The 23442-nt window shown below is 66.1% G+C and carries 19 protein-coding genes; 4 read left to right on the top strand and 15 right to left on the bottom strand.

The window, feature by feature from the left end:
- The first annotated feature begins 59 nt into the window (after positions 1 to 59).
- Positions 60 to 1007: an aldo/keto reductase gene (locus GSH16_RS07435; RefSeq protein ID WP_160853606.1), complete on the top strand. Its 948-nt coding sequence runs from the start codon at positions 60 to 62 to the stop codon at positions 1005 to 1007.
- 4 nt (positions 1008 to 1011) lie between these two features.
- Here GSH16_RS07435 and gndA read toward each other — a convergent pair whose 3' ends face one another.
- Both gndA and glmS read right to left on the bottom strand, forming a co-directional pair.
- Positions 1012 to 2430, bottom strand: coding sequence for an NADP-dependent phosphogluconate dehydrogenase (gndA, locus tag GSH16_RS07430; protein ID WP_160853604.1), 1419 nt, complete (start codon positions 2428 to 2430; stop codon positions 1012 to 1014).
- Between the two features lie 34 nt (positions 2431 to 2464).
- Complete coding sequence (glmS, locus tag GSH16_RS07425) at positions 2465 to 4288, bottom strand: glutamine--fructose-6-phosphate transaminase (isomerizing) (RefSeq protein ID WP_160853602.1); 1824 nt, start codon at positions 4286 to 4288, stop codon at positions 2465 to 2467.
- 256 nt (positions 4289 to 4544) lie between these two features.
- Here glmS and GSH16_RS07420 point away from each other — a divergent pair, with 256 nt between their 5' ends.
- Together GSH16_RS07420 and GSH16_RS07415 are read left to right on the top strand one after the other, a co-directional pair.
- Complete coding sequence (locus tag GSH16_RS07420; protein ID WP_160853600.1) at positions 4545 to 5069, top strand: HugZ family pyridoxamine 5'-phosphate oxidase; 525 nt, start codon at positions 4545 to 4547, stop codon at positions 5067 to 5069.
- Positions 5070 to 5312: 243 nt separating this feature from the next.
- Positions 5313 to 5693 carry a c-type cytochrome gene (locus GSH16_RS07415; RefSeq protein ID WP_160853598.1) on the top strand — a complete coding sequence of 127 codons (381 nt, stop codon included), beginning with the start codon at positions 5313 to 5315 and terminating at the stop codon, positions 5691 to 5693.
- A gap of 64 nt (positions 5694 to 5757) precedes the next feature.
- Here the strand turns inward: GSH16_RS07415 and GSH16_RS07410 are convergent, their stop codons facing one another.
- The 13 genes from GSH16_RS07410 to bglA all read right to left on the bottom strand — a co-directional run bounded on the left by GSH16_RS07410 (position 5758) and on the right by bglA (position 22243).
- Positions 5758 to 7704 (bottom strand): multiheme c-type cytochrome, encoded by a 1947-nt coding sequence (locus GSH16_RS07410; protein ID WP_235913076.1) that lies wholly within the window; start codon positions 7702 to 7704, stop codon positions 5758 to 5760.
- On the bottom strand, positions 7704 to 9002 hold the full coding sequence (locus tag GSH16_RS07405) for a BatD family protein (RefSeq protein WP_160853596.1): 1299 nt from the start codon (positions 9000 to 9002) through the stop codon (positions 7704 to 7706). The genes GSH16_RS07410 and GSH16_RS07405 overlap by 1 nt, the downstream gene beginning before the upstream one ends.
- Positions 8999 to 10642, bottom strand: a complete 1644-nt coding sequence (locus GSH16_RS07400) for a vWA domain-containing protein (RefSeq protein ID WP_160853594.1) — start codon at positions 10640 to 10642, stop codon at positions 8999 to 9001. The genes GSH16_RS07405 and GSH16_RS07400 overlap by 4 nt, the downstream gene beginning before the upstream one ends.
- Entirely contained in the window at positions 10639 to 11610 is a 972-nt protein-coding gene (locus GSH16_RS07395) for a VWA domain-containing protein (protein WP_160853592.1), read from the bottom strand. The genes GSH16_RS07400 and GSH16_RS07395 overlap by 4 nt, the downstream gene beginning before the upstream one ends.
- Complete coding sequence (locus tag GSH16_RS07390; RefSeq protein WP_160853590.1) at positions 11607 to 12113, bottom strand: DUF4381 family protein; 507 nt, start codon at positions 12111 to 12113, stop codon at positions 11607 to 11609. Before GSH16_RS07390 ends, GSH16_RS07395 begins: the two co-directional genes overlap by 4 nt.
- Entirely contained in the window at positions 12113 to 13009 is an 897-nt protein-coding gene (locus GSH16_RS07385) for a DUF58 domain-containing protein (RefSeq protein ID WP_328803198.1), read from the bottom strand. Before GSH16_RS07385 ends, GSH16_RS07390 begins: the two co-directional genes overlap by 1 nt.
- Positions 13010 to 13050: 41 nt before the next feature.
- Positions 13051 to 14055, bottom strand: coding sequence for an AAA family ATPase (locus GSH16_RS07380; protein ID WP_160853586.1), 1005 nt, complete (start codon positions 14053 to 14055; stop codon positions 13051 to 13053).
- A complete protein-coding gene (locus GSH16_RS07375; protein ID WP_160853584.1) occupies positions 14052 to 15041 on the bottom strand; it encodes an HAD family hydrolase in 990 nt (329 codons plus the stop codon). The genes GSH16_RS07380 and GSH16_RS07375 overlap by 4 nt, the downstream gene beginning before the upstream one ends.
- 67 nt (positions 15042 to 15108) lie before the next feature.
- A complete protein-coding gene (locus tag GSH16_RS07370) occupies positions 15109 to 16710 on the bottom strand; it encodes an arylsulfatase (RefSeq protein ID WP_160853582.1) in 1602 nt (533 codons plus the stop codon).
- Positions 16711 to 16830: 120 nt separating this feature from the next.
- On the bottom strand, positions 16831 to 17721 hold the full coding sequence (gene malG, locus GSH16_RS07365) for a maltose ABC transporter permease MalG (protein WP_160853580.1): 891 nt from the start codon (positions 17719 to 17721) through the stop codon (positions 16831 to 16833).
- A complete protein-coding gene (gene malF / locus GSH16_RS07360) occupies positions 17718 to 19283 on the bottom strand; it encodes a maltose ABC transporter permease MalF (RefSeq protein ID WP_160853578.1) in 1566 nt (521 codons plus the stop codon). The genes malG and malF overlap by 4 nt, the downstream gene beginning before the upstream one ends.
- 58 nt (positions 19284 to 19341) lie before the next feature.
- Positions 19342 to 20514 (bottom strand): maltose/maltodextrin ABC transporter substrate-binding protein MalE, encoded by a 1173-nt coding sequence (malE, locus tag GSH16_RS07355; RefSeq protein ID WP_160853576.1) that lies wholly within the window; start codon positions 20512 to 20514, stop codon positions 19342 to 19344.
- 58 nt (positions 20515 to 20572) lie between these two features.
- Positions 20573 to 22243 carry a beta-galactosidase BglA gene (bglA, locus tag GSH16_RS07350; RefSeq protein WP_160853574.1) on the bottom strand — a complete coding sequence of 557 codons (1671 nt, stop codon included), beginning with the start codon at positions 22241 to 22243 and terminating at the stop codon, positions 20573 to 20575.
- A 169-nt stretch (positions 22244 to 22412) separates the two neighbouring features.
- Here bglA and GSH16_RS07345 point away from each other — a divergent pair, with 169 nt between their 5' ends.
- Positions 22413 to 23435: a substrate-binding domain-containing protein gene (locus GSH16_RS07345; protein ID WP_160853572.1), complete on the top strand. Its 1023-nt coding sequence runs from the start codon at positions 22413 to 22415 to the stop codon at positions 23433 to 23435.
- Positions 23436 to 23442 lie beyond the last annotated feature (7 nt).

Here is a 23442-nt window from a genome sequence, read left to right as displayed (position 1 = left end):
CCCGACCTTGACCAGCGTCAATCGCCGCGCAAGGATCACCGCGACCAGGGAGGCTTACAATGTCAGATACAACGCTCGGACCGAACGGGGTTCGCGTCTCGAAACTCACCTTCGGGACCATGCAGTTCGGCGGCAAGGCCGATGCACGTGCCAGCGCCGAAATCTATGCCGCCTGCCGCGACGCGGGCATCACCATGTTCGACACGGCCTACAGCTATACAGACGGCCGGTCGGAGGAGATCCTGGGCGATCTGGTCCGCCCCGAGCGCGATCAGGTCATCGTCGCGACCAAGGTCGCGGCGAGCGGCGGATCGGGGCAGGCCAATATCGTGCAACAGTTCGATTCCTGCCTGAAACGGCTGAAACTCGACCATGTGGACCTGCTCTACCTGCACCGCTGGGACCCCGACACGCCGCTTGAGGTGACGCTGGAGGCGATGAACAGCCTCTATAATGACGGGCGGTTCAGCCACTTGGGCGTGTCAAATTTCGCCGCGTGGCAGGTGGTGAAATCGATTGCGATTGCCCGCGCCCACGGGTTCCGGCCGCCCGAGGTGCTGCAGCCGATGTACAATCTCGTCAAACGGCAGGCCGAGGTGGAAATCCTGCCCATGGCGCTCTCCGAAGGTGTGCAGGTCTACAATTATTCACCGCTGGGCGGCGGGCTTCTGACCGGCAAATATGCGCGTGGCGGGGATGGCGGCCGCCTCACCCATGACAAGATGTATGCCGCGCGCTATGCGCCTGACTGGATGCATGACGCGGCTGTGGGCCTGTCCGATCTGGCGGCCGAGGCGGGCATCCACCCGATCACGGCGGCGATTGCATGGACGGCGAAACATCCCGGCATCACGGCGCCGATCATCTCCGGCACCAGTGCGGCGCAGATCGAGCCTGCGCTCGCTGCGATGCATCTGGACCTTGACGATGATCTTTACGCGCGGATCTCGGCTCTGGTGCCGACACCGCCGCCCGCGACCGACCGGCTGGAGGAACAGGCGGGCTGAGGCGTCAGCCCGCGCCCTGCACCCACGGCCCGTGGAAGCCGCCGCCCTCGCGGTCGATCCGCTCGAACCCGTGTTCGCCGAAAAAGTCGCGCTGCGCCTGCAACAGGTTCGCAGTGCCGCGTCCTTGCGTGTACTGGTTGACATAGGCGAGCGCGGCCGACAGGGCCGGCATCGGCAGGCCCGAGGTCGCACCGAGCGCCACCGTGCGGCGCAGCGCGGGCAGCGCCTCTTTCATCAGCTTGGCAAACTCGGGCGCGACGAGCAGGTTTTCCGGCGTCGGGTCGGCTGCAAAAGCCTGAGACATGGCGTTCAGGAAGCGCGACCGGATGATGCAGCCCTCGCGCCAGACCTCGGCGATCGTGCTCATCGGCAGGTCCCAGCCATATTCGTCCGACGCGGCAGACAGAACCGCGAACCCTTGCGCATAGGCCGCGATCTTCGCCGCGATGAGCGCCTGTTCGAGATCGGCCACCAGCGCATCGCCGAGCGCGACCGGCTCCGGCCCGTGTGCGTAGACGCCGGCCGCGGCCAGCCGTTCGTCCTTCATTGACGACAGGGCCCGCGCCGACACGGCCGCTTCGATCGTCGTCGCCGGGATGCCGAGCGTCTGCGCCTCGATCGCCGACCAGCGGCCGGTGCCCTTCTGGCCCGCGCGGTCGAGGATCATGTCCACCATCGGGCTGCCCGTCTCGGGGTCCGTCGCGTCGAGCACGGCCGCCGATATCTCGATCAGGTAGCTTTCCAGCGGTCCCTGGTTCCAGGCTGCGAAATAGGGAGCGATCTGGGCGGCCTGTAGGCCCATCCCGTCGCGGAAGACGCCGTAGATCTCGGCAATCATCTGCATGTCGCCATATTCGATCCCGTTATGGATCGTCTTGACGAAATGCCCCGCCCCGTCGCTGCCCAGATAGGCGCAGCAGGGCGTGCCTTCGAATTTCGCGGAGATGGCGGTCAGCACGTCCGACACGCGGTCATAGCTCTCCTGCGTGCCGCCCACCATGATCGACGGTCCGTGGCGGGCGCCCTCGGCCCCGCCGGAGACACCCATCCCGATGAAGGTCAGGCCGCTGTCGGCCAGCTCGCCGAACCGCCGCCGCGTGTCGTGGAAATTTGCGTTGCCCGCGTCGATGATGATGTCGTTCGCGGCCAGGACCGGGCGCAGCGCGGCGATCTGGTCGTCCACCGCGTCGCCGGCCTGCACCATGATGATGACGGGCCGCGGCGGGCGGATGGCCGCGGCCAGCTCTTCCAGCGTTTCGCAAGGCACGATGCGGTCGGCCAGATCGCCGGCAGCCTCGACAAAAGCATGGGTCTTCGACGTGGTGCGGTTGAAGACCGCGATCCTGTGCCCCTTCTCGGCAATGTTGAGCGCCAGATTAGCGCCCATCACGCCCAGCCCGATCAGTCCGATATCCGCGTCCATGCGACCGCTCCCTCGTCTATGTTGCCAGACAGGTCTATTCGACCGTGACGCTCTTGGCCAGATTTCGCGGCTGGTCCACGTCCGTGCCTTTCTCCACCGCCGTGTGATAGGCGAGCAGTTGCGCCGGCACCGCATAGACGATGGGCGCCCAGACCGGATCGCAGGCCGGCATCGACAGGGTCGCCCAGGCCCCGTCCGCGGCCTCTGCCAGACCGTCCGTATCGGAAGCCAGAAGCACCCGTCCGCCGCGCGCCATCACTTCCTGCATGTTCGACACGGTCTTGTCGAAGAGCGGGTCCATCGGCGCGAAACAGATTACCGGCACGCTGTCATCGACGAGTGCGATGGGCCCGTGTTTCAATTCGCCGCTCGCATAGCCCTCGGCATGGATGTAGCTGATTTCCTTCAGCTTCAGCGCCCCTTCGAGCGCCAGCGGATACATCGGGCCACGGCCAAGGAACAGGATGTCGCGCGCCTTGGCCAGATCGCGCGCCAGTTCCGAGACATGCGCCTCCGCGCCCAGCGCGTCGGCCACCTGGGCAGGCACGCGCGCCAGCGCCGTCACCAGCCGCTCTTCTTCGGCCGCGACGATCGTGCCGCGTTGCCGGCCGGCCGTGATGGCAAGGGCCGCCAGCACGATCAGCTGGCAGGTAAACGCCTTGGTGGACGCCACGCCGATTTCTGGCCCCGCCTTGATCTCGAACGCCTGATCGCTCTCGCGGGCGATAGAGCTTTCCGCGACATTGACCACGGCAATCGGATGGCCGCCCGCGTCGCGTACATAGCGCAGGGCCGCGAGCGTGTCGGCGGTTTCCCCCGACTGGGAGACGAAGATCGCCCCATCGCGCCCGCCTATCGGCGGGTTGCGATAGCGGAACTCGGATGCCACGTCGATCTCCACCGGGATGCGGGCGATCTGCTCGAACCAGTATTTGGCGACATGGCAGGCATAGTAGGCCGTGCCGCAGGCCACCAGCAGCAGCCGGTCCATCGCGGCGAAATCGGGCGCCGGTCCGGGCAGGTCCACGGCCTTTCGGGCCGGATCGAGGTAATGCGACAGCGCATAGGCGAGCACGGAGGGCTGTTCGTGGATTTCCTTGGCCATGAAATGCCGGTGGGTGCCCTTGTCGACCAGCACCGCATCAACCGACACGATCCGCTGCTCGCGGTTGGCCAGATTGCCCATCGCGTCATAGATCTCGACAGTGTCGCGCGTCAGAACCGCCCAGTCGCCTTCTTCGAGATAGGTGATCCTGTCGGTCAGCGGGGCGAGCGCCAAAGCGTCGGAACCGACGAACATTTCCCCCTGCCCGTGCCCGATCGCGAGCGGTGATCCGCGCCGCGCGGCGATCATCAGATTGTCCTCGCCCTCGAATAGGAAACAGAGCGCGAATGCGCCCTTGAGCCGTGCCAGTGTCGCCGCAGCCGCATCCTGCGGACCGAGCCCGCGGGCCAGAAAGGACGCGCAGAGCTGGGCGACCACTTCCGTGTCGGTCTGGGATGTGAAGGTCGCGCCTCCGGCTTCCAGATCGGCGCGCAACTCGCGGAAATTCTCAACGATCCCGTTATGGACGACCGCGACAGGTCCGGCCTGATGCGGATGGGCATTCTCGGCGTTGGGTGCGCCATGCGTGGCCCAGCGCGTATGGCCTATGCCGATCTGCCCGTGCAGCGGGTCCTGCCGGAGCAACTCGGTCAGGGCCGAGAGCTTACCGACAGCGCGGCGGCGTTCGACATGGCCCTTGTCGAGCGTGGCGATACCCGCACTGTCATAGCCGCGATATTCCAGACGTTTGAGCGCCGCGAGAATGTCGCTGGCCGCATCGGGCCGTCCAACGATGCCGACGATTCCACACATGTCGTGCCCCTTTTCCTCCTGTTGCGCGGGCCTGTCCGCGCCGGATCGCACCGATCTGCCACAGAAGCGGTGCCGCCTGCCAGCCACAAGAGGGCCGTGTAACGTTCCTGAAACGAAATTTGACAGGGCCATGCGCGGGCGTCAAACGCCGGACCCCGCGCCCGTTCAATCGTGATCGCCGCTTCAGCAAATCACGCTTTGCAGCGCGGGGATGGTCGGGCAGGATTGGCAGGGCTCGGGGTCAAGGGACAGGATGATGGTGCAGGAAGACAAGACCGGACCTTCGCTATTCCAGCCGGTCGACGACAGTGTGCGGGACCGGGCGCGGGCGCTCATCGACGGGGCGCCGTGGGCCGCGCTCGGCACGCTCGACCCGGACGGCGCACCGGAGCTGAGCCGCGTCCTGATGGCCCGCGATACGGACGGGGTGCCCGTCCTGCTCCTGTCGCAGCTTGCCCCGCATTTCGCGGCCCTCGCCGCCGACCCGCGTTGCGCGCTGATGGTCGGCATCGAGGGGCGCGGCGATCCGCTCGCGCATGCCCGGCTGATGCTGTCGGGCCGCGCCACCCGCTGCACCACGCCCGACCCGGCGCGCCGCGCCGCCTTTCTGGAGCGGCACCCGAAATCCGCGCTCTATATCGACTTTCCCGACTTCGCTTTCTGGCGTGTGGACATCACGCGCGCGACGCTCAATGGCGGGTTCGGGCGGGCGCATATCCTGTCGCCGCCGGACCTTCTGCCGGACGGCGCGGAAGGTGACGTTACGTCGCCTGCCCCCTGACCCGATCTCGGAACCGAATGGCCCGAACTCGAAAGGCGGTCCGCCCCGCAGGCCCTATCTCGATACCGTGGACAGACGGCAACGCCCCAAGCCGATCCACCCCTCGCGCCGGACAATCAATCTCCTGTCCGGCGCGAGGGCGCTTGCGCCGCTTTGGCGCATGGCGAATGATGGCGCGACCCCTTAGATAGATGGTCAAGGAAAGACGAGGGTAGTCAATCGCTGTCACGAATGGAGCATTCGATGAATAAACTCGCTGCACTGACCGCCGCCGCGCTGGCGCTGTCATTCGCCCCCGCCTATGCCGACGGAGATGCCGCGGCCGGCGAAAATGTCTTCAAGAAATGCAAGGCCTGCCACATGGTCGGCGATGGCGCGAAGAACCGCGTCGGCCCCCAGTTGAACGGCATCATCGACAATGAAATCGCCTCGGTGGAGGATTTCCGCTATTCCAAACCGTTCCTCGCGCTCAAGGAGGAAGGGTTCGTCTGGGATGTCGAGAACCTGTCGACCTATCTGGAAAACCCCAAGAAGATGATCAAGGGCACCAAGATGGCCTTTGCCGGTCTGAAGAAGGAAGAAGATCGCGCCGACGTGATCGCCTATCTGGCGACCTTCGAGTAAGCCTGATCTGAAAGTCCGACACAGGCGCGCCCCAGCCCGGGCGCGCCTTTTTCGTGGGCCGCCCCTAGTCGAGCCGCAGCTCGTCGCGCCAGCGCAACAGCACCGGATCGAGCGGGTTGAGCGCCAGAGCCGCATCCATCAGCCGTTGCGCGCCGGCCCGGTCCCCGACCGCATCGCGCAACCGCACCTGCATTGCCCAGGCATCGACAAGCTGGGGGTCCATCTCGGTCGCCCGCGCGAAAGCGGCGCTGGCTGCATCGAGATTGCGCGCCGTCAGCGCCGCACCGCCGAGCACCAACTGGGTTTCGGGGAAATCGGCGCGGGTGCGCAGGCTCCGCTGCCATTCCATCGAGGCGTTTCGCGCATTGCTGTTGTGCGGCTCGGGCAGCCGCGCAATGGGCAGGGCCAGCATTTCCCGCGCGGCCGCGAGCCGGACCGCGCGAACCGGATCGGCCAGTAGCGGCAGGATCGGCGTCACCCTCTCGGTGCCCGGCACCGGCCGGATCGCGGGCAGCACCGCCTGCCGCACGAGCGGGTCGGGATCGTCGGCCAACACCATTACGCGCTTGGCCTGCTCGGGGTCATTGTATCGCTGCATCTCATCGAGCGCGGTGGCCCGCAGGATCGCGGGCAGCCCGTCATATAGCGCCAGATCGGCGAGTGCGGCCGCCATGCCGGGCTCGAACCGCCGCGCGGCGGCGAAGATGTTGGCCGGATGTGGCGTGCCCCCGCGCGTGCCGCCATTGTCGGCAATCGCTTCGGCCGCCCAGCGCGCGCTCTTGTCGGCGTGGCAGTCATTGCACGCATTGGGCGATCCGGTCGCAAGGCTGAGATCGGGCCGCGGCACGCGGAAACTGTGGTCCCGCCGCCCGTCGATGCCCATATAGGTGCGCTCGATCATGTGGCAGGACTTGCATTCGGCACCCGCGGTCCCCGGCGTGTGGAAATGATGCGCGGGCGTGTCATACTCCGCCTTCGCAAGCTGCGGGAACCGGTCATTGCCGGCCGGGCTGTGGCACTGGGTGCAAAGGCCGTTCCCCTCCGCCTTTACGCGCGCCGTGTGCACGTCGTGGCAGTCCGAGCAGCGCACGCCCGCCGTGTTCATCTTCGACTGCAGGAACGAGCCGTAGACATAGACCTCTTCCAGGATCGACCCGTCGGCATGGTAGAGCCCCTCGCGCAGGAGCGCCAAACGATAGGCATCGTGGAACGGCGTGCCGGGCAACGGTGACCCGTCGCCGAGCGCCTCGCGGCGGGAATGACAGCCGGCGCATTGTTCCACTTCCGCGTCGCGCGCCTCTTCCCCGAAACTGACCGTGAACCCCAGCGCCGACACGGCCGACCAGAGGGCCGGGTCGAACCCGTCGGGCATTGCGGCCCATTGCAGATGCGCCTCGCCCGGACCGTGGCAGGCCTCGCAGCCGACACCGATTTCGGCCTGCCAGCTGTCATAGCTGTCGGTCTGCGGGTCATAGGCTTTCACATAGCCGGTCGCATGGCATTCCGCGCAGCGCGCATTCCAATTCTTGTAGGGGCCGGTCCAGTGCAGCCCGTCGCCTGCCGCAAGCTCCTGATCGGGATAGAGGTGATACCAGCGTTCCTCCTCTGCGTCCCAGACCGTGTCGAGAGACTGGACCCGGCCCGGTTCGGTTTCCACCAAATATTGCTGCAGCGGTTCGATCCCGGCGACACCGGTGATCGGGAAGCGGGCCATCCCGTCGGGGCCGTCGGTCAGGATCGACGGCTGCCCGTCGACCATGTCGAAAGTCGATGTCACCCCGTCCTTGGTGAAACTGGCGCCGTCGAAATCTCCGATCAGATGCCCCTCGTCGGGAAGCGTCCACGCCAGATCATGATGTGATCCGGCCCAAGCGTCAGCGGCCTCCGCATGGCAGTCCGCGCATTGGTCCGATCCGACATAGGCCGGCGTCTGGGCCATGGGCAAAGACGGCCAAAGGAGCAGGCCAAAGAGCAAGAGCATGCGCTGCGGCGGTGCGGTCAGGTCAGGCATCATCCGGTATCGGCTCCAGGCAGGCTCGGGTTCAGGGACAGATCGGGCAGCGGTGTCCTGCGCCGATGACGGGTCCGCCGCCAGTCTCTCGCAGATTGCGCGATCGCGGCGCCCGCGTCACCCGGCAATGCAGGCCGGTCGGGGCGGAACCGGCTGGCGTTGAGCGCCAGAAGCGCGTCCGCCGCGCCTTTGCCCGCTGCGCCAAATTCCGTCCGGCTTGCACCGCCCGCCTGCGCCCAGCGGTCGAGGCATCGGGCGATCCGTGCGGCATCTCCGGTCCCGCACGCGGCCCGCAGGTCCCGGTATGCCGCCCATTCGCGCCCATCTGGGCTGGCCCGCCAGCGCCGCCAGAAGCGCAAAGCAAGAGCGGCCAGCCCGCCCCATGACAGGACGAGCAGAATGCCCATCCAAGGCAAGGCTTCCGACCTACGCGCCTCCGGCTCCGGGGGAGCGTCGGTACTTTCCGACAGGGGTTCGCCGGTGACGTTGATCTTGCGCTCCGGCAGGCGGGCCGTGTCCACCTGCCCCGCATCGGCGTTCCACCAATCGAGCGTCACAGCCGGAAAGGTGACCTGCCCGGGTGATTGGAAGACATATGTCGCCTTGTCCTCCCGCCGTGCGGTCGGACCTCTGCCCCGTTCGCCCGGCCGGTCGGACAGCGACGGCTCCTCCGGATAGACGGCCACGCCGTTTGGCGCAGGCGGCAGGAGCGGCGGCAGGAACATCGAGAGCGTGTTCCCGGCCTCCACCATCACGCTGCGGGTGAGCGCCGCGCCGGTCTCGAAGCTTTCGCCCTCCACCGACCAGCTTTCAGTGAGCGTCAGCGCATCCGCCGCTAGGTAGGGATCGAGCGCTGCGGCACCGTCGGGCACGATAGCCGACAGGTCGACAGGCGGCATCGGCACTGCAACGGTGCGGGGCGCCGCATTCGGCCCGTCGCCCACCGTGACCTGCAGATCCGTGCCCTGAAGCGTCACATCTCCGGGCGCGAGAGCTGTGACACTGTAGCGCCGCGCAATGCCGCTCCATGTCTCCCCGTCGATCCGTTTGCTGGTCGGCCCAGATGCATTGGGCGGCAGCGTGACAACAAGGTTTGGTTCGTCAAATTCCGGGAAGACCGGTGGCGCGGGGAAGAAACTGTCCGACAGGACCGTGATCCGCAGGGTGGCGGGCGTTCCAACGGTCAGCGGCCCTTCGGGTGCCACGACCTCCACCACCGGATCGGCGGCCCAGGCCGCGCCCGCCAGCAGGACGGCACAGGCGGACACCGCCCCCCGAATGCAAAGCCCCCCGCTCATTGCCCGCCCCCTTGCGCCGCTTCCAGCGCGAAGCGGCTGCGCAGGAAATCCGACATGCTGGTGTCGACCGTGCGCATCCACTGTTCCACCGCATCCGCAGGCAGGCCCTCGACGGTCCGGGACCGCGCGCCTTCCGACACTTCGGCCGACGCGTCATAGCGGATTTCATCCGCCCCGATTTCCGTCGCACCCGCCTGACGGCTCGACATGACCGTGTCGCGGATGGCGCGCGCGGTCTCCAGATTTTGCACCGCATAATCGAGCGTCGGGTCGGCCTCCACCGCCGCTTCGAGAAGCGCCACGCCGCGATCATACTCACGCCCCTTCACGTAGGCCGTTCCGGCCTGCGCCAGCGCCTGCGCGCCCGGCTGCGCGGCCCAAAGGTCCCCCGCCGCCAGATACTGCCCGTCGCGATAGAGCGCCTGCGCCTTCCATGCCGGATCCTCGAACCGGGTCGCAGCCGTTGCGAAACGGCGGTTCTGATAGGCCAGACGCCCCTGCTGGTCGGGCGTCAGGAACAGGCGCTGCAACGGCCCGGGCGCGTCGGCGGCCGGGTCCGTTGCAGCGCGCTTCACATCGGACTGGCCCTGCGCGGCGAGCGGGTCCGCCACGGCCCCGAAGCAGAGGAACAAAAGAACTGCCAGAGCCGGCTGCGCCACCCAGCCGCGCCGGAACCCGAAAGCCAGAAAGAAAGCGGCGGGCCACAGGAATATCCGCCCGCGGTCGCGCCACGGACCGTCGCCGAGTGCGGCTTCTGCACTGCGCTGGTCAAGCCAGCGCGTGAAGGCCTGCAGGTCCGATCCATCACGACTTGCGGGCACGGATGCAATCGACAGGTCTGCCAAATCGGCCGCCATGGCCTCCGGGTCGGTCGGCGCCCCCGGATCGGCGGGCGCCCCGCTGCGCGGATCGATCTGCCGCCCGCCATCGGGCGTGCCATAGATCATCGCGAATGTGGGCAGCCCCGATGCGACCGCCGCGATGCGGGCGCGATCCGCGTTTGCCAGATCGTCGAGCATCAAAAGGATTGCGGCGGGGCGCGCACTGCGGTCGACTTCTGCCGCGGCCAGTTCCAACGCAATGTCCGGACGGGCATCGTGCGGCTCCGGCATGGTCGCCGGTCCGATCGCATCGAGATAGATCCGCAGGAGCGCCGGATCGTCGGAGAGCGGCACCACCCGGTGCGCGGTGCCGGCATAGGCGACAAGCCCGCGTCGGCGCGGCTTCGTATCCCCGTCGATCAGGTCGCGGATTTTCAGCTTGGCGCGCGCAAGCCGAGTCGGGTCGATATCGTTCGAGGTCATCGACAGCCCGGTTTCCAGCACGATGACGACCGGCAGCGCGTCGTCGGCATCCGGGTCCGCGATCCGGTCCCATGCCGGACCGGCGGCCGCCAGCACGGTGAAGACCAGCGCCGCCAGATAAGTATCCGCCGGGCGCAACCAGCCGAGCAGCCCCCCCGGAGGCCGGGCCTGCAGGGCCGCCCGCAAATGCGGTGCAATGTCGAGCGCCTCCTCGACCGTTTCACCCCCTGGGGCCTGCCGCAACCGCCACCAGATGACCAGCACCGGTGCGAGCAGCAGGAGCATCTCCGGCCGGATCAGGTGGAACGCCGACAGGGCTGCGAGGACGGACGTCATGGCGCCCACCGCCTGTGCGGAAGGGCGAGAAAGGCAAATGCCACGAGGAGCACTGCCAGCGCAGGCCAGAACGGCACTGGCTGTTCGGGGCGATAGACCTCGCGCGCCTGCTCCACAGGGGTGAGCGCGTCGATCTCGGCATAGACCTCTTCCAGCGCATCCGTGTCGCTCGCCTCGAAGAAACGCCCGCCGGTGATCTCTGCGATCTGCTGGAGCGTGTCGAAATCGACCCGGTCCTCGCCGGTGCCGTCGGGATCGCCAACGCCGATCGTATGGACGACAATCCCCGCGTCCGATGCAATGCGCGCCGCTGGCAAGGGCGCCATGCGGCTGCCCGTGTCAGCCCCGTCGGTCAGAAGGATCACAACCTTCTTTTCCATCCGGCTCGTCTCGAAGGCGCGGATGGCGAGCCCCAGACTGTCGCCCAGCGCGGTTTTCGGTCCGGCCATGCCGGCTTGCGTCGCGGCGAGAAGTTCTTCCACCGCCGACAGGTCCTCCGTGAACGGGGCCTGGATGAATGCGCGGTCGCCATAGACGATCATGCCGACACGGTCGCCGTCACGGGCGTCCAGGAACTGCGACACCACGCCTTTCACGCCGGTCAGGCGGGACTGCATCGCGCCGTCCGGCCCCTCGAAATCGACCTTGTCCATCGAGGCGGACAGGTCGATGGAGAGCATCAGGTCGCGCGTGGCAGTCAGCTTTTCCTGCGGCGCACCGAGCAGGCGCGGGTCGGCCAGACCCACAACGAGCGCGCACCAGATGAGCCCCATCGCCACCCATCCCGGCACGGTGCGGCGCGCGACGGCAGCCCCGCGCACGGGGCGCCGGCCGAGCGCCTCGGCCAACATGGGCAGGAAGGGCAGCCGCAAGCCCGTCACCGGCGCGCCCCAGGCGGGCAGCACCCGCCAGAGGATGACCGGCAGGGGCAAAAGCCCCAGCCACCAGGGCGCTGCGAGCACGATCATGCGGCACCCGCCCCGCGCTGCCGCGCCGTGATGGCCGCCGCAAGGTAAGCGTCCGAAAAGTCGCGCAGCGCCGCTTCCGCGTCGGCATCCAGCGTGTGCGCCCGCCGCCTGTCAGGGGCAAAACTGTCTGTCGAGAGCCAGCCCTCTGCATCAGGGGGGGCCGGGCGTCCGGCCCGCTCGGCCAGATGCGCGACCCATGCCGGTCCGCGCAGGCCCGCAACGTTGCGGCGCGGCTCCGCGTCAAGCGCGGCCCGACGCAGGAGTGTAGGCAGTTCGGCCGGAGCGGCGGAACGAGCGCGCGCGCGCAGGCCGCGCAGGAACCGGCTCCGGCGGCGGCGCAGCAGCCAGCGGGCCAGAAGGACGAGCAGGATCAGCAGCAACAGCCCGCCCAGCACCGCCCACGCTTCGGTGGCCGGCCACCAGGGAACAGGTGGCGGCTCGACAGGGGGCAGAAGCTGGTCGTTCAGCTCTGACAGGCTCGGCGGCGCGGTGATCTCCTCCATCAACCGCCCCCAAGCAGGCGCGACAGTTGCGCAGCGCTTGGCTCGGCGGCCGAGAGCGGGAGCACCGGCACGCCGATTTCCTCCGGCCAGGCCAGCACCGCATCCAGCCGGCGGCGCGTCGCCGCTTCGACGGCCGCGCGGTCGGCCTGGAGCCCGGTGTCGATATTGAGCCTAAGCCGCCCGTCCGTTGCCGTGACCCGGGCCCCCGGCGGCAGGTCCTGCGCCATCGGGTCATAGACGAGGCCAAGGATCACGTCATTGTGCCGCCCGAGCCGTTCCAACCGTTTCGCAAGCGCCGCGTCGGCGGCGGCAAAATCGCTCAGCAGGATGACCGTCACATCGTGATGGGCGAGCCGCTCCACCTCGGCCAGCGCATCATCGAGCGTCGGTCCTCCCTCGGGCACCCGCGTCGACGGGTCGAGCGCGCGGTTGGCATCGGTCAGGTCCGACAGGAACCGGCGCAGCGCCGCACGGCTGCGTTGCGGCGCCAGCCGGGTCACCCCGCTGTCCGACAGGACGATCCCGCCCACCCGGTCACCCTGTTGCAGGAACCGCAGCGCCAGAAGCGCCGCCACTTCCGCCGCCGTGACCGATTTCATGTTGAGTTGCGATCCGAAGAACATGTCGATCCGCTGGTCGACAACCAGCAGCACCGGTCGGTCGCGCTCCTGCTGGTAGACCCGCACCTGTGTTTCCCCGCTGCGGGCCGAGGCGCGCCAGTCGATGGTGCGCACATCGTCGCCCGGCTGGTAGGCGCGCAACTCGATGAAATCGAGCCCCCGCCCCCTCAGCCGCGAGCCGCGCCGGCCTTCGAGCGCGGACCGGCTGGTGAATGGCGGACCGACAGGCAGGCCGCGGGCCGCGCCCGCAAGCCCCAGCAGACCCGAGAGGGTCACGCGGACCCGCGGGTCCTCCGCTGCGGCACCGGCTCCGGCGCTCACGGTGCGGCGACGCGCTCGAGCAGACCGGTGACCACCTGATCGGCGGTGACGCCGGCCCCTTCGGCGCTGTAGCTCAGCGTCAGACGGTGGCGCAGGATGTCGGGGGCGAGGGCTGCCACATCGTCCGGCGTCACGAAATCGCGGCCCATGAGCCACGCGCGGGCGCGGGATGCGCGATCGAACCCGATCGACGCGCGCGGCGAGACACCGACCGCGATCTGGCCAGCCAGTTCGGCATCATACATGTCGGGCGTACGGGTCGCCTGCACCAGATCGACAATATATTGCGCGACCGTCTCGTCCATGTGGAGCATGGCGATCTCCGCCCGTGCGTCGAAGACGATCTGCGGATCGAGCGGCTCCGGTCTGGCCGGACGTGCGGCGTCATTGCCATCCGCCGCGCCTATCGCCGGGGCATTGGCCGCCTGCTCCTCGGACCGCACGAGTTCCATCACGGATTTTTCGTCCTCGATCGGCGGATAGACGACATTGACCTGCATCAGGAACCTGTCCTTCTGCGCTTCGGGCAGCGGATAGGTGCCTTCCTGCTCGATCGGGTTCTGCGTGGCCATCACCTGAAAGAGTGGGTCCATCTTGTGGGTCGTCCCCCCGATCGTGACCTGCCGTTCCTCCATCGCTTCGAGTAGCGCCGCTTGCACCTTGGCCGGCGCACGGTTGATTTCATCGACGAGCACCATATTGGCGAAGATCGGGCCGGGTTCGAAGCGGAAGCTGGCGGTGGAAGCGTCGTAGATGTCCGATCCGGTCACGTCCGAGGGTAGAAGGTCCGGCGTGAACTGGATTCGGCTGAAGGCCGCATCGAGATTCTTTGCCAGCGACTTCACCGCGCGGGTCTTGGCCAGCCCCGGCAAGCCCTCGATCAGCAGGTTGCCATTGGCAAGAAGGCCGATGAGCAGCCGCTCGATCACGTCGCGCTGGCCGATGATATCGGCCCCGACGCGGGCGCCGAGCGCCTCGATCCCGTCGCGCGCGCGGCTCATTGCGGCTCTTTCGGCCAGATTTTCGCCCAGTCGGCTGCCATGTCGACAAGGACCCAGCCCCGATCCGGTCCTTCGTCGAGCCCGCGCACCAGCTGGCCCACATGGCTGTCACGATCGTAGGCCCATTCGCGCTCAGCATCCGTATGATGGACGATCAGCCCGAGCCGCGGCCCTTCGCCCGCCGTGCTCCATTCCAGCATCTCGAAATCGCCGTCGGAATTGCCCGCGGCAAAGATCGGACGGCGGCCGATATGCATGTCGATCCCGACCGGCTTGCCGGCCTTGTCGTCGATGAAAAGGATGCCCGGATCCTTGGTGACCGTCGGCACGCCATCGGCAAGGCTGTAGCTCGTCTCTCCGGTCGTGCCGACCACGTTCTGCGGTGGGATATTGTAGGCGGATTCGGAGAAGGCGCGGACGAAATGGATGCCGCCGCCCGAGACGATGAAGGTCTCGAAATCCTCATCCCGCAGGTAGCGCAGAAGCTCCAGCATCGGCTGGTACACCATGTCGGTGTAGGCCAGGCCCGTCTCGGGATGCCGCGCGGTCGCCAGCCATGCGCGCGCATCGGCAATGAAATCCTCGACGCTCTGGTCGGCATAGGAGGCCATGACGATCTTCAGAAGCCCCTCGGTGCCGGCCTCCGCAATAGCGGCCATGTCCCCCTCGACGGCGGATTTCAGCAGCGGGTCGTCAAGAAGCGCCGGGTCGGCCTCGGCCCGTGCGGCCAGCTGGTCCAGCGCGAAATAGAACTGGAAATAGAGCGGCTGTTCGGACCAGAGCGTGCCGTCATTGTCGAAAACCGCGATCCGGTCGGCGGGCGGCACATAGTCCTGTGTGTCGGGGTCCGTGACCCGTTCGACAAATTCGATGATCCGGGCCTTGCTGTCGCCGTCATTCCACGACGGAAGCGGATCGGCTGTGACAAGCGCGGGCCAGGCAAGCGCGACGGCAAGAGCGGTGGACAGGCTGGTGGGTGCGGTCATGGTCCTCTCCTCTCATGAAAAGGCCGCCCCGTGACGGGCACGGGGCGGCCTGTTGGCACGGTCAGGCTCAGTGCGGGCCAGTCCCGTCAGAGAGCTGCTCCATGACCTTGTCGAGGCTGAAGCTCGCCGCTTCCTGACGCGGCGGATACTCTTTGAACGTCTCCAGGAACTGGGCCACATACTGCTGCGCAGGCACCAGCATGTAGGCGCGGTCGATCATCCAGTCGTAAAACGTGTTGGATGTCCGGTATCCGCGCTCATACGGGTCGCGCCGCAGATTGAAGATGAGCGGCACGCGCAACGGCGTGAGCGGCTCCATCCAGGCGCGGAACGTGCCCCAAGCTTTCTGCTCCATGAAAGTGATCTTCCAGTTCCGGTACCGCAGCGCCGCAAGGTCGCCGTCATCGGTGAAGTAGAAGATTTCCTCCCGCGGGCTTTCCTCGGTCTCTCCAGTCAGCATCGGCAAGATGTTGTACCCGTCGAGATGGACGCGGTAGTCCCGCCCGCCACCGACCTCGGCCACGGTGATCCCCTCAAGCAGGTCTTCCTTGACCGTCTCGTTGCCGGCTGCGGCCAGGAATGTCGGCAGCCAGTCCATATGGTGGACGATCTCGTTGGAGATCGTGTCCTCAGGGATCTTGCCGGGCCAGCGGACCATCGCCGGCACGCGCCAGCCGCCTTCCCACTGGGTGTTCTTCTCACCCCAGAAGGGGGTCATGGCGGCATCGGGCCAGCTGTTCATGTGCGGGCCGTTGTCGGTCGAGTAGAAGACGATGGTATTGTCCTCGATGCCAAGCTCGTCGAGCTTGTCGAGGAACTGGCCGATATGCATGTCATGCTCGATCATGCCGGCCTGATACTCGTCCGCCTTGCCCATGGTCAGCTCGTCGGCGACGGCGCGCATCTCTTCCTTCACATGGGTGCGGAAATGCATGCGCGTTCCGCTCCACCAGACGAACCAGGGCGTGCCTTCGGCTGTCTTGCGATCGATGAAGTCGAGCGCGGCGGCCACGGTTTCATCATCCACCGTTTCCATGCGCTTGCGGGTCAGCGGGCCGGTATCCTCGATCGTGCCGTCAGCCGAAGATTTGATGACGCCGCGCGGACCATAGCGGTCGCGGAAGGTCTCGCCGCTCGGCAGGACCATGTCGCCGGGATAGTCCTCATTCTCCGGCTCTTCCTCTGCGTTGAGGTGGTAGAGGTTGCCGAAGAATTCGTCGAACCCGTGATTGGTCGGCAGATGCTCGTCCCGGTCGCCCAGATGGTTCTTGCCGAACTGGCCGGTTGCATAGCCCTCGGCTTTCAGGAGGCCGGCAATGGTCGGATCCTCGACCTGCATGCCTTCCTCGGCACCCGGCAGGCCGACCTTCGACAGGCCGGTGCGGAACACGCTCTGCCCCATGATGAAGCTGGAGCGGCCGGCGGTGCAGGACTGTTCGCCATAATAGTCGGTGAACATCATGCCTTCGGCGGCGATCCGGTCGATATTGGGCGTCTTGTAACCCATCAGGCCGAACGTGTAGGCGGAAATGTTGGACTGGCCTACATCGTCCCCCCAGATGACAAGTATGTTCGGCTTGTCGGCTTCCTGTGCCAGCACTTCGCCTGTCAGCGCAAAACTGGCAACCAGCGCCGCCCCTATGGCGGTCGCCCGTGATGATCTGGTCATCATAGTCTCCCCGTTGGTTTTTATCGCGAATCAAATAGGCAATTGAAAATCAACGCGAGCATAACGCAGAAGTTCCATTCGTCAGGAACATTCACGTGAAAGACAGGTGACAACGGGGGGTTACCCCTTCACGCCACCGTCGCTGAGGCCAGAGATCAGGTAGCGCTGCGCGAGCAAGAAAAGCGCCGTGATCGGCAGGCCCGACAGGATCGCCGCGGCGGCAAAATCCCCCCAGAGGTAGCGCTGCTCGTAGAGATACTGTCGCGCGCCCACCGCCAGCGTCATCTGGTCGGTCTGGCGCAGAAGCACCGAGGCGACGGGATACTCGTTCACGAGGAAGATGAAGGCGAGCACGAAGACAATCGCCAGGATGGGCACCGACAGGGGCAGGAAGATGTAGCGGAACGTCTGCCAGGGCGACGCGCCGTCGATCTGCGCCGCCTTGTCGATGGCCGGATCGATCCCCTCGAAATAGCCCTTGATCGTCCAGATATGGAGCGTGATCGCCGACAGGTAGGTCAGGATCAGTGCCGGGTGGTGGTCGATGGCGAGCCACGGCACCACCTGCCCCAGTGCGTCGAAAATCGCATAGACCGCGATCACGGTCAGCGCGGCAGGGAACATCTGGATGATGAGCAACGTGTCGAGCATCGCGCCGCGCCCGCGGAATTTCATCCGCGCGAACGCGTAGGCGGATGTGGTCGACAGGAGCAGGATGCCAGCGGAGGCGATCAGCCCGACCTTGATCGAGTTCCACAGCCACAGGAGCACCGGAAAAGGCGGTGTGACGACCGTGCCATCCGCGCGGGTATAGTCGAACCCGAAGGCGAGCGCCCAATGTTCCAGCGTCGGATTGTCGGGCCAGAGGCTGCCGGTCGCGAAGTTCCCCTGACGGAAGGAGATGGAGAGCACCATCAGGAACGGAAACATGATGAGCGCGATGAAGGTCAGCATGAACCCGTGCGCCAAGAACTTGCGCAGCCGGAGCGAGCCCTTGTCCTCGATCATCATGCGCCCGCTCCCTTCTTCTTCGCATAGGACTGCATCGCGCGGAAATTGAGATAGGCAATCGCGCCGGTCACGATGAAGATCACCGTCGAGATCGCGCCTGCGAGGCCAAAATCCTGTGCCGAATTTTCGAAGGCCAGCCGGAAGGTGAAAGACCCGAGCAGGTCGGTATGGCCCACGGTCACCTTGGTGCCCGCCATGTCCGGCCCGCCCCGCGTCAGCAGCAGGATCAGGACCACATTGTTGAAGTTGAAGGCGAAATTCGCAATCATAAGCGGCACGAAGGGCGGCAGGATCTGCGGCAGCGTGATCGAAAAGAAGGACCGCACCGGCCCCGCCCCTTCGAGCGCCGCCGCCTTGTAATGGTCCCGCGGGATCGCCTGCAGGAAGCCCGCAGCGAGCAGCATCATATACGGGTAGCCGAGCCATGTGTTGACGATCAGCAGCATGACCTTGGACAGGAACGGGTCGGTGAACCATGGCGGCGCAACACCGAACAGACTTTCGAGGATCAGGTTGATCTCGCCGAAATTCTGGTTGAAGAGCCCGCGGAAGACGAGCATCGAGATGAAGCCCGGCACTGCATAGGGCAGGATCAGAAGCACGCGGTAGAGCCCGCGGAAGGCCAGATGCGGCCATTCGAGGATCACCGCCAGCCCCAGCCCGACCGAGAAGGTCAGCACCATCGATAGGAAGGCGAATGTGAAGGTCCAGATGAAGACCTTGACCATCGGCTCCTTGATGCCCTCGGTCGCGAAGAGCCGGGCAAAATTGTCGAATCCGACCTGTACCCGCCAGCCGGGCGCGACCGGTTCGCCCGCTTCGGTCTCGAAAAAACCGGTCTCATGGTTCGGGACCAGCACATGCCCGTCGATCTGGCTGACCAGCGTGCCGTCGTCGGCCAGCGCATAGACGGGTTGGATCTCGGCAAAATCGCGCAGGCCCGCCATCGACAGGCCAAGCCCGTCGGGCGTCGTCACCGTCACCTCCGACAGAAGCGCGCGGTTCTGGATCATCTCCTTCATCGGGAGCGTCTCGGGCGCCGGACCTTCGACAGGTTCGGCCGCGACCTCACCCGGTCCGGTGACGGCGGCGGTCAGAAGCGCAGGCCGGCCGGCATCCTCGGGGAAGTAGAGCTGCAACCCGTCGGGCCCCGCAACGCCGGCAAAGGGACGTTTGCTGTCAGGATCAACCTCGGCCTTGTCGAGATGATAGGCCGTCACCCTGTCGAGCGTCAGCAGGTTGCGCGCCCCGAAATTGGTGAAGCCGATGGCCGATGTGTAGATGACCGGCAGCAGGATGAAGAGAAACACCGCCGCGATGCCGGGATAGACAAAGCGCAGCGTATAGAAGCGGCGGAAGCCGAAAAAAGTGACGCCGAGCAGTCCCGTCGCCATGGCGATCACGGCCAGCACCGGCTCGCCGATCAGGTAGAGCCCGAAGACCAGATAGAGGAAGCCGGCCGCCACCGCCGCCAGCAGCCCGCGCCCGATCCAGAGGCGCCATGCCTGATGCGGCGGGCCTGTGACCTCGGTAGGGTCTGTATGATCGGTGATGGCGGTCATGCTGTCCGTTTAGGGAAAGGACCGGCCGGGTGGTGGGAAACCCGGCCGGTCGCCCGGCTTAGTCAGCCAGGATCCGCTCTTCGGCACCCTTCAGTGCCGTTTCGACATCGGACTGGCCGGTGGTGATCGCGGTCAGCGCGGGTTCCATCGCGGCCCAGAACTTGCCCATCTCGGGGATCGAGGGCATCGGCACGCCGACAATGGCATTTTCCAGCGTTGCGGCGATGTTGGCATTGCCGCCGACCTGTTCGGCGAAGCTCACCGACGCCACGGCGCCGAGTGCAACATCGTCGTTGACGGTCTTCAGACCTTCATCCGTCAGCATGTAATTCTCGATGAACTCGACGGCGAGGTCCTTGTTCGGGCTGGCGGCATTGATCGTGGCGGCGAGCACGCCGACAAACGGTTTCGACGGGTTGCCGCCAACCGACGGGATCGGGGCCACGCCGAAATTGATGCCCGACTGCTCGAGGTTCGACCAGGCCCAGGGACCGTTGATGACCATTGCGGTCTCGCCCTTGTTGATCGCGGCATCCATGACGCCATAATCCACGCCGGCCGGCATCACGCCATCATCGATGAAGGACTTGATCAGGCTGGCGCCCGCAACCGCGCCCTCGTTGGCGACGCCAGTATCCTTGGGATCGTAGCTGCCGTCCTTCTTCTCGAACGCGTAGCCGCCACCGGCCATCAGGAGCGGGAAGGTGAAGTAGGTATTGTTATAGTCCCACATGATGTTGGACGTGACACCGTCGATCTCCATCTCGGCGATCTCTTCCATCGTGGCGGGCGGGGTCGGCACCAGATCCTTGTTGTAGATCAGGCCCACCGCTTCAACGGCAATTGGATAGCCCCAGATCTTGCCGTCCGCGCTGACCGCATCCCAGGTGAAGTCGAACGTGTTGTCGACAATGGCCTGGCTGGGCTCGACCGGGGAAATCAGGCCGCCGGCGGCCCATTCGCCGAACCGGTCATGCGCCCAGATGAAGATATCGGGGCCCTGCCCGTTGGCGGCAGCCTGCTGGAACTTGTCGGTCACGTTCTCGGGATGCTCGACGACCACCTCGACGCCGAGTTCCTCGGCAAACTTGTCCCCGACGGCCTGCAGGCCTGTATAGCCCTTGTCGCCGTTGATCCAGACGAGCAGCTTGCCGTCTTCGAGCGCCAGTGCCGGGCCGCTGAGGGCCGTGGCCGTCGCGAGTGCGGCGGCGAGTGTCTTGAATTTGACCATTCTATCCTCCCTTGGTCATCCGCGGGACCGCGCGGCCCCGCCTGTCTTTGTCGCTCCCTCAGCCGCGGCGCGCGGCCCAGCCGGAGAGCGGTTGAAGCGTGATCTGCCGCCCGTCCCGCACCGTGCCGCCAACCGGCAGGTCAAGGTCGGTGAGCGGGCCGAGATCGTCGGGCAACGCATAGGTTGCCGGTGTCCGTCCGAGGTTGAAGGCCAGCACCAATTGTTCGGCACCGGTATCGCGGGTGAAGGCCAGAACCTCGCCCGCCTCGGGCAGAAACCGGATATCGCCGTCGCGAAGCGCCGGATGCGCGGCGCGGAACGCGAGCGCGTCGCGATAGGCCGCAAGGACGCTGCCGTCCCCTGCCTGCGCATCGACAGCCGCGGCGGCATGGTCCGCGGGGACCGGAAGCCACGGTTTGGCGCCGGAAAAACCTGCATACGGGGCGCCCGCTTCCCACGGCATCGGCGTGCGGCAGCCGTCGCGGCCCTTGTAGGCCGGCCAGAAGCGGATGCCATAGGGATCGGTCAGGTCCTCGAACTGCAATTCGGCCTCTTCGAGCCCCAGCTCCTCACCCTGATAGATGCAGAGCGACCCGCGCAGCGCGATCAGCAGGTTGATCGCGAACGCCGCCAGATGGTCGCGGTCGTCGCCCTCCTGCAGCCAGCGCGAGACATGGCGGATCACGTCATGGTTGGAGAAGGCCCAGCAGACCCAGCCGTCCTTGACCGCATGTTCGAACCGCTCCACCGCGCCGCGGAAATGGGCCGCGGAGAATTGCGGGCCGAGCATGTCGAACGTGTAGCACATGTGCAGCCGGTCGCCGCCTTCGGTATATTCGGCCACGATGTCGAGCGCGCGGGACCCGTCTCCGACCTCGCCCACCGACGTGCGGGCATCATATTCGTCGAGCAGCGCACGGAACCGTTTCAGGAAGCCGATATTTTCCGGCCGCGATTTGGAATAGAGGTGGTCCTGCATGCCGTAAGGGTTGGTGTCGGGCGCATCCGCACCGATTCCGCCCGCCTGATTGGACCGGTCGAGCGGCGGGTTCGAGCGCAGCATCTGGTCGTGGAAATAGAAATTCACCGTGTCGAGCCGGAACCCGTCCACGCCGCGTTCCAGCCAGAAGCGCACCGTGTCGAGCAGCGCGTCCTGCACCTCTTCATTGTGGAAGTTCAGGTCCGGCTGCGAGGCCAGGAAATTGTGCAGATAGAACTGCTTGCGCGTGCCATCCCATTCCCAGGCCGGGCCGCCGAAGACCGACAGCCAGTTGTTGGGCGGTGTCCCGTCAGGGTTCGGATCGGCCCAGACATACCAGTCGGCTTTCGGGTTGGTGCGGTCGGCGCGGCTTTCCTTGAACCAGGCGTGCTGGTCGGAACTGTGGCTCAGCACCTGGTCGATCATCACCTTCAGGCCAAGCCGGTGGGCCTCCGCCACGAGCGTGTCGAAATCTTCAAGCGTGCCGAAGAGCGGGTCGACATCGCAATAGTCGGACACGTCGTAGCCCATATCGTCCATCGGGGAGGCGAAGAAGGGCGAGATCCAGATCGCGTCCACGCCGAGCGAGGCGACATGCGGCAGACGCCGCGTGATGCCTTTCAGGTCACCGATCCCGTCATCGTCGCTGTCCTGATAGGAGCGCGGATAGATCTGGTAGATGACAGCGCCGCGCCACCAGTCTTCATCCTGGCGGGTCACGGTCGTCGTGCGGCGGTCCTGCTGCGTCATGGGGCATCCGATTCTTTGAAAGCGCTTTAATTTTTGCCGCAGGATTCGAAACCTGTCAACAGAGACAAACCGCTTCCTTCCATAAATTACTGACGAAAAATCGCCCGATCAGATCATTTGACAGGATTGAAAGCGCTTTACATAATGCCGGGTCAGAAAGGATGTCCGCGTGACCAACCTCAAGACCCTTGCCGACCATCTGGGCCTCAGCCAGGCCACCGTCAGCCGTGCGCTGAACGGATATGAGACGGTGAGCGCGCGGACCCGCGAACGGGTGGCCGCCGCCGCGCAGGAACTGAACTACCGCCCCAACACCGCGGCGCGGCGTCTGGCCACCGGCCGCGCCGATGCCGTGGGGATCATCCTGACCGCCAACCGCAACATGCTGATCGACCCGCATTTTGCGGATTTCCTGGCCGGCATGACACGCCGCCTTGCCGAGGCGGAGATCGATGTGGTCATGACATCCGCACCACAGGACGCGCAGGCCAGTGTCTTCCGCCGCTATGCCGAGACCGGCAAGGTGGACGGGTTTGTCGTCTCTGCGCCCAAGCAGCACGACCCGCGGGTGGAGGCCCTGCTCGACCTGTCCTTCCCCTTTGTCGTTCACGGGCAATGCGCGTCCGACCGGCCCTACAGCTTCTACGATATCGACAATTACGGTGCCTTCCGGCAGGCGACAGACTTGCTCCTGCAACTCGGCCACCGGCGGATCGCGTTTTTGAACGGCACGCCCGACGCGATGTTCGCCATCGACAGGCTTCGCGCCTATCGCGATGCGCTCGGCGCTGCCGGCCTGCCGGACGATCCGCGCCTGCTGGTGCAGGTCCCGATGACCGAGGAAACCGGCTATGCGGAGATGCAGGCCATGCTTGCCTCCGACGCGCCGCCGACCGGTATCATCTGCTCGTCAATGATTCTGGCCATGGGGGCGCAGCGCGCGATCCGCGATGTCGGCCTTGCCATCGGACGCGACATCTCCGTCATCAGCCACGATGACGGGCTGTCGTCGCTGAAGACCGAGAATTTTTCCGTGCCCCTGACCGTGACCCGGGCGCCGATCCGCCGCGCGGGCCTTGAAATCGCCGACATGCTGCAGCGCCTCGTGGCCGAACCGGACCAGGTGCTGCGCCATCTCGAACCTGTTGACCTGATCGTGCGCGGCTCGACCGCGCCGCCGCCAGTTAAGTGAGCCCTGC

The organism is Oceanomicrobium pacificus (genome assembly GCF_009833495.1).
GTDB lineage: Bacteria > Pseudomonadota > Alphaproteobacteria > Rhodobacterales > Rhodobacteraceae > Oceanomicrobium > Oceanomicrobium pacificus.
This window is presented reverse-complemented; position numbering and strand designations above follow the sequence as displayed.

Bases quoted from the DNA above. Each gene is read 5' to 3' on its own strand.
- GSH16_RS07435 (WP_160853606.1), top strand. From the start codon at position 60: ATGTCAGATACAACGCTCGGACCGAACGGGGTTCGCGTCTCGAAACTC.
- gndA (WP_160853604.1), bottom strand. From the start codon at position 2,430: ATGGACGCGGATATCGGACTGATCGGGCTGGGCGTGATGGGCGCTAAT.
- glmS (WP_160853602.1), bottom strand. From the start codon at position 4,288: ATGTGTGGAATCGTCGGCATCGTTGGACGGCCCGATGCGGCCAGCGAC.
- GSH16_RS07420 (WP_160853600.1), top strand. From the start codon at position 4,545: ATGGTGCAGGAAGACAAGACCGGACCTTCGCTATTCCAGCCGGTCGAC.
- GSH16_RS07415 (WP_160853598.1), top strand. From the start codon at position 5,313: ATGAATAAACTCGCTGCACTGACCGCCGCCGCGCTGGCGCTGTCATTC.
- GSH16_RS07410 (WP_235913076.1), bottom strand. From the start codon at position 7,704: ATGCCTGACCTGACCGCACCGCCGCAGCGCATGCTCTTGCTCTTTGGC.
- GSH16_RS07405 (WP_160853596.1), bottom strand. From the start codon at position 9,002: ATGAGCGGGGGGCTTTGCATTCGGGGGGCGGTGTCCGCCTGTGCCGTC.
- GSH16_RS07400 (WP_160853594.1), bottom strand. From the start codon at position 10,642: ATGACGTCCGTCCTCGCAGCCCTGTCGGCGTTCCACCTGATCCGGCCG.
- GSH16_RS07395 (WP_160853592.1), bottom strand. From the start codon at position 11,610: ATGATCGTGCTCGCAGCGCCCTGGTGGCTGGGGCTTTTGCCCCTGCCG.
- GSH16_RS07390 (WP_160853590.1), bottom strand. From the start codon at position 12,113: ATGGAGGAGATCACCGCGCCGCCGAGCCTGTCAGAGCTGAACGACCAG.
- GSH16_RS07380 (WP_160853586.1), bottom strand. From the start codon at position 14,055: ATGAGCCGCGCGCGCGACGGGATCGAGGCGCTCGGCGCCCGCGTCGGG.
- GSH16_RS07375 (WP_160853584.1), bottom strand. From the start codon at position 15,041: ATGACCGCACCCACCAGCCTGTCCACCGCTCTTGCCGTCGCGCTTGCC.
- GSH16_RS07370 (WP_160853582.1), bottom strand. From the start codon at position 16,710: ATGACCAGATCATCACGGGCGACCGCCATAGGGGCGGCGCTGGTTGCC.
- malG (WP_160853580.1), bottom strand. From the start codon at position 17,721: ATGATGATCGAGGACAAGGGCTCGCTCCGGCTGCGCAAGTTCTTGGCG.
- malF (WP_160853578.1), bottom strand. From the start codon at position 19,283: ATGACCGCCATCACCGATCATACAGACCCTACCGAGGTCACAGGCCCG.
- malE (WP_160853576.1), bottom strand. From the start codon at position 20,514: ATGGTCAAATTCAAGACACTCGCCGCCGCACTCGCGACGGCCACGGCC.
- bglA (WP_160853574.1), bottom strand. From the start codon at position 22,243: ATGACGCAGCAGGACCGCCGCACGACGACCGTGACCCGCCAGGATGAA.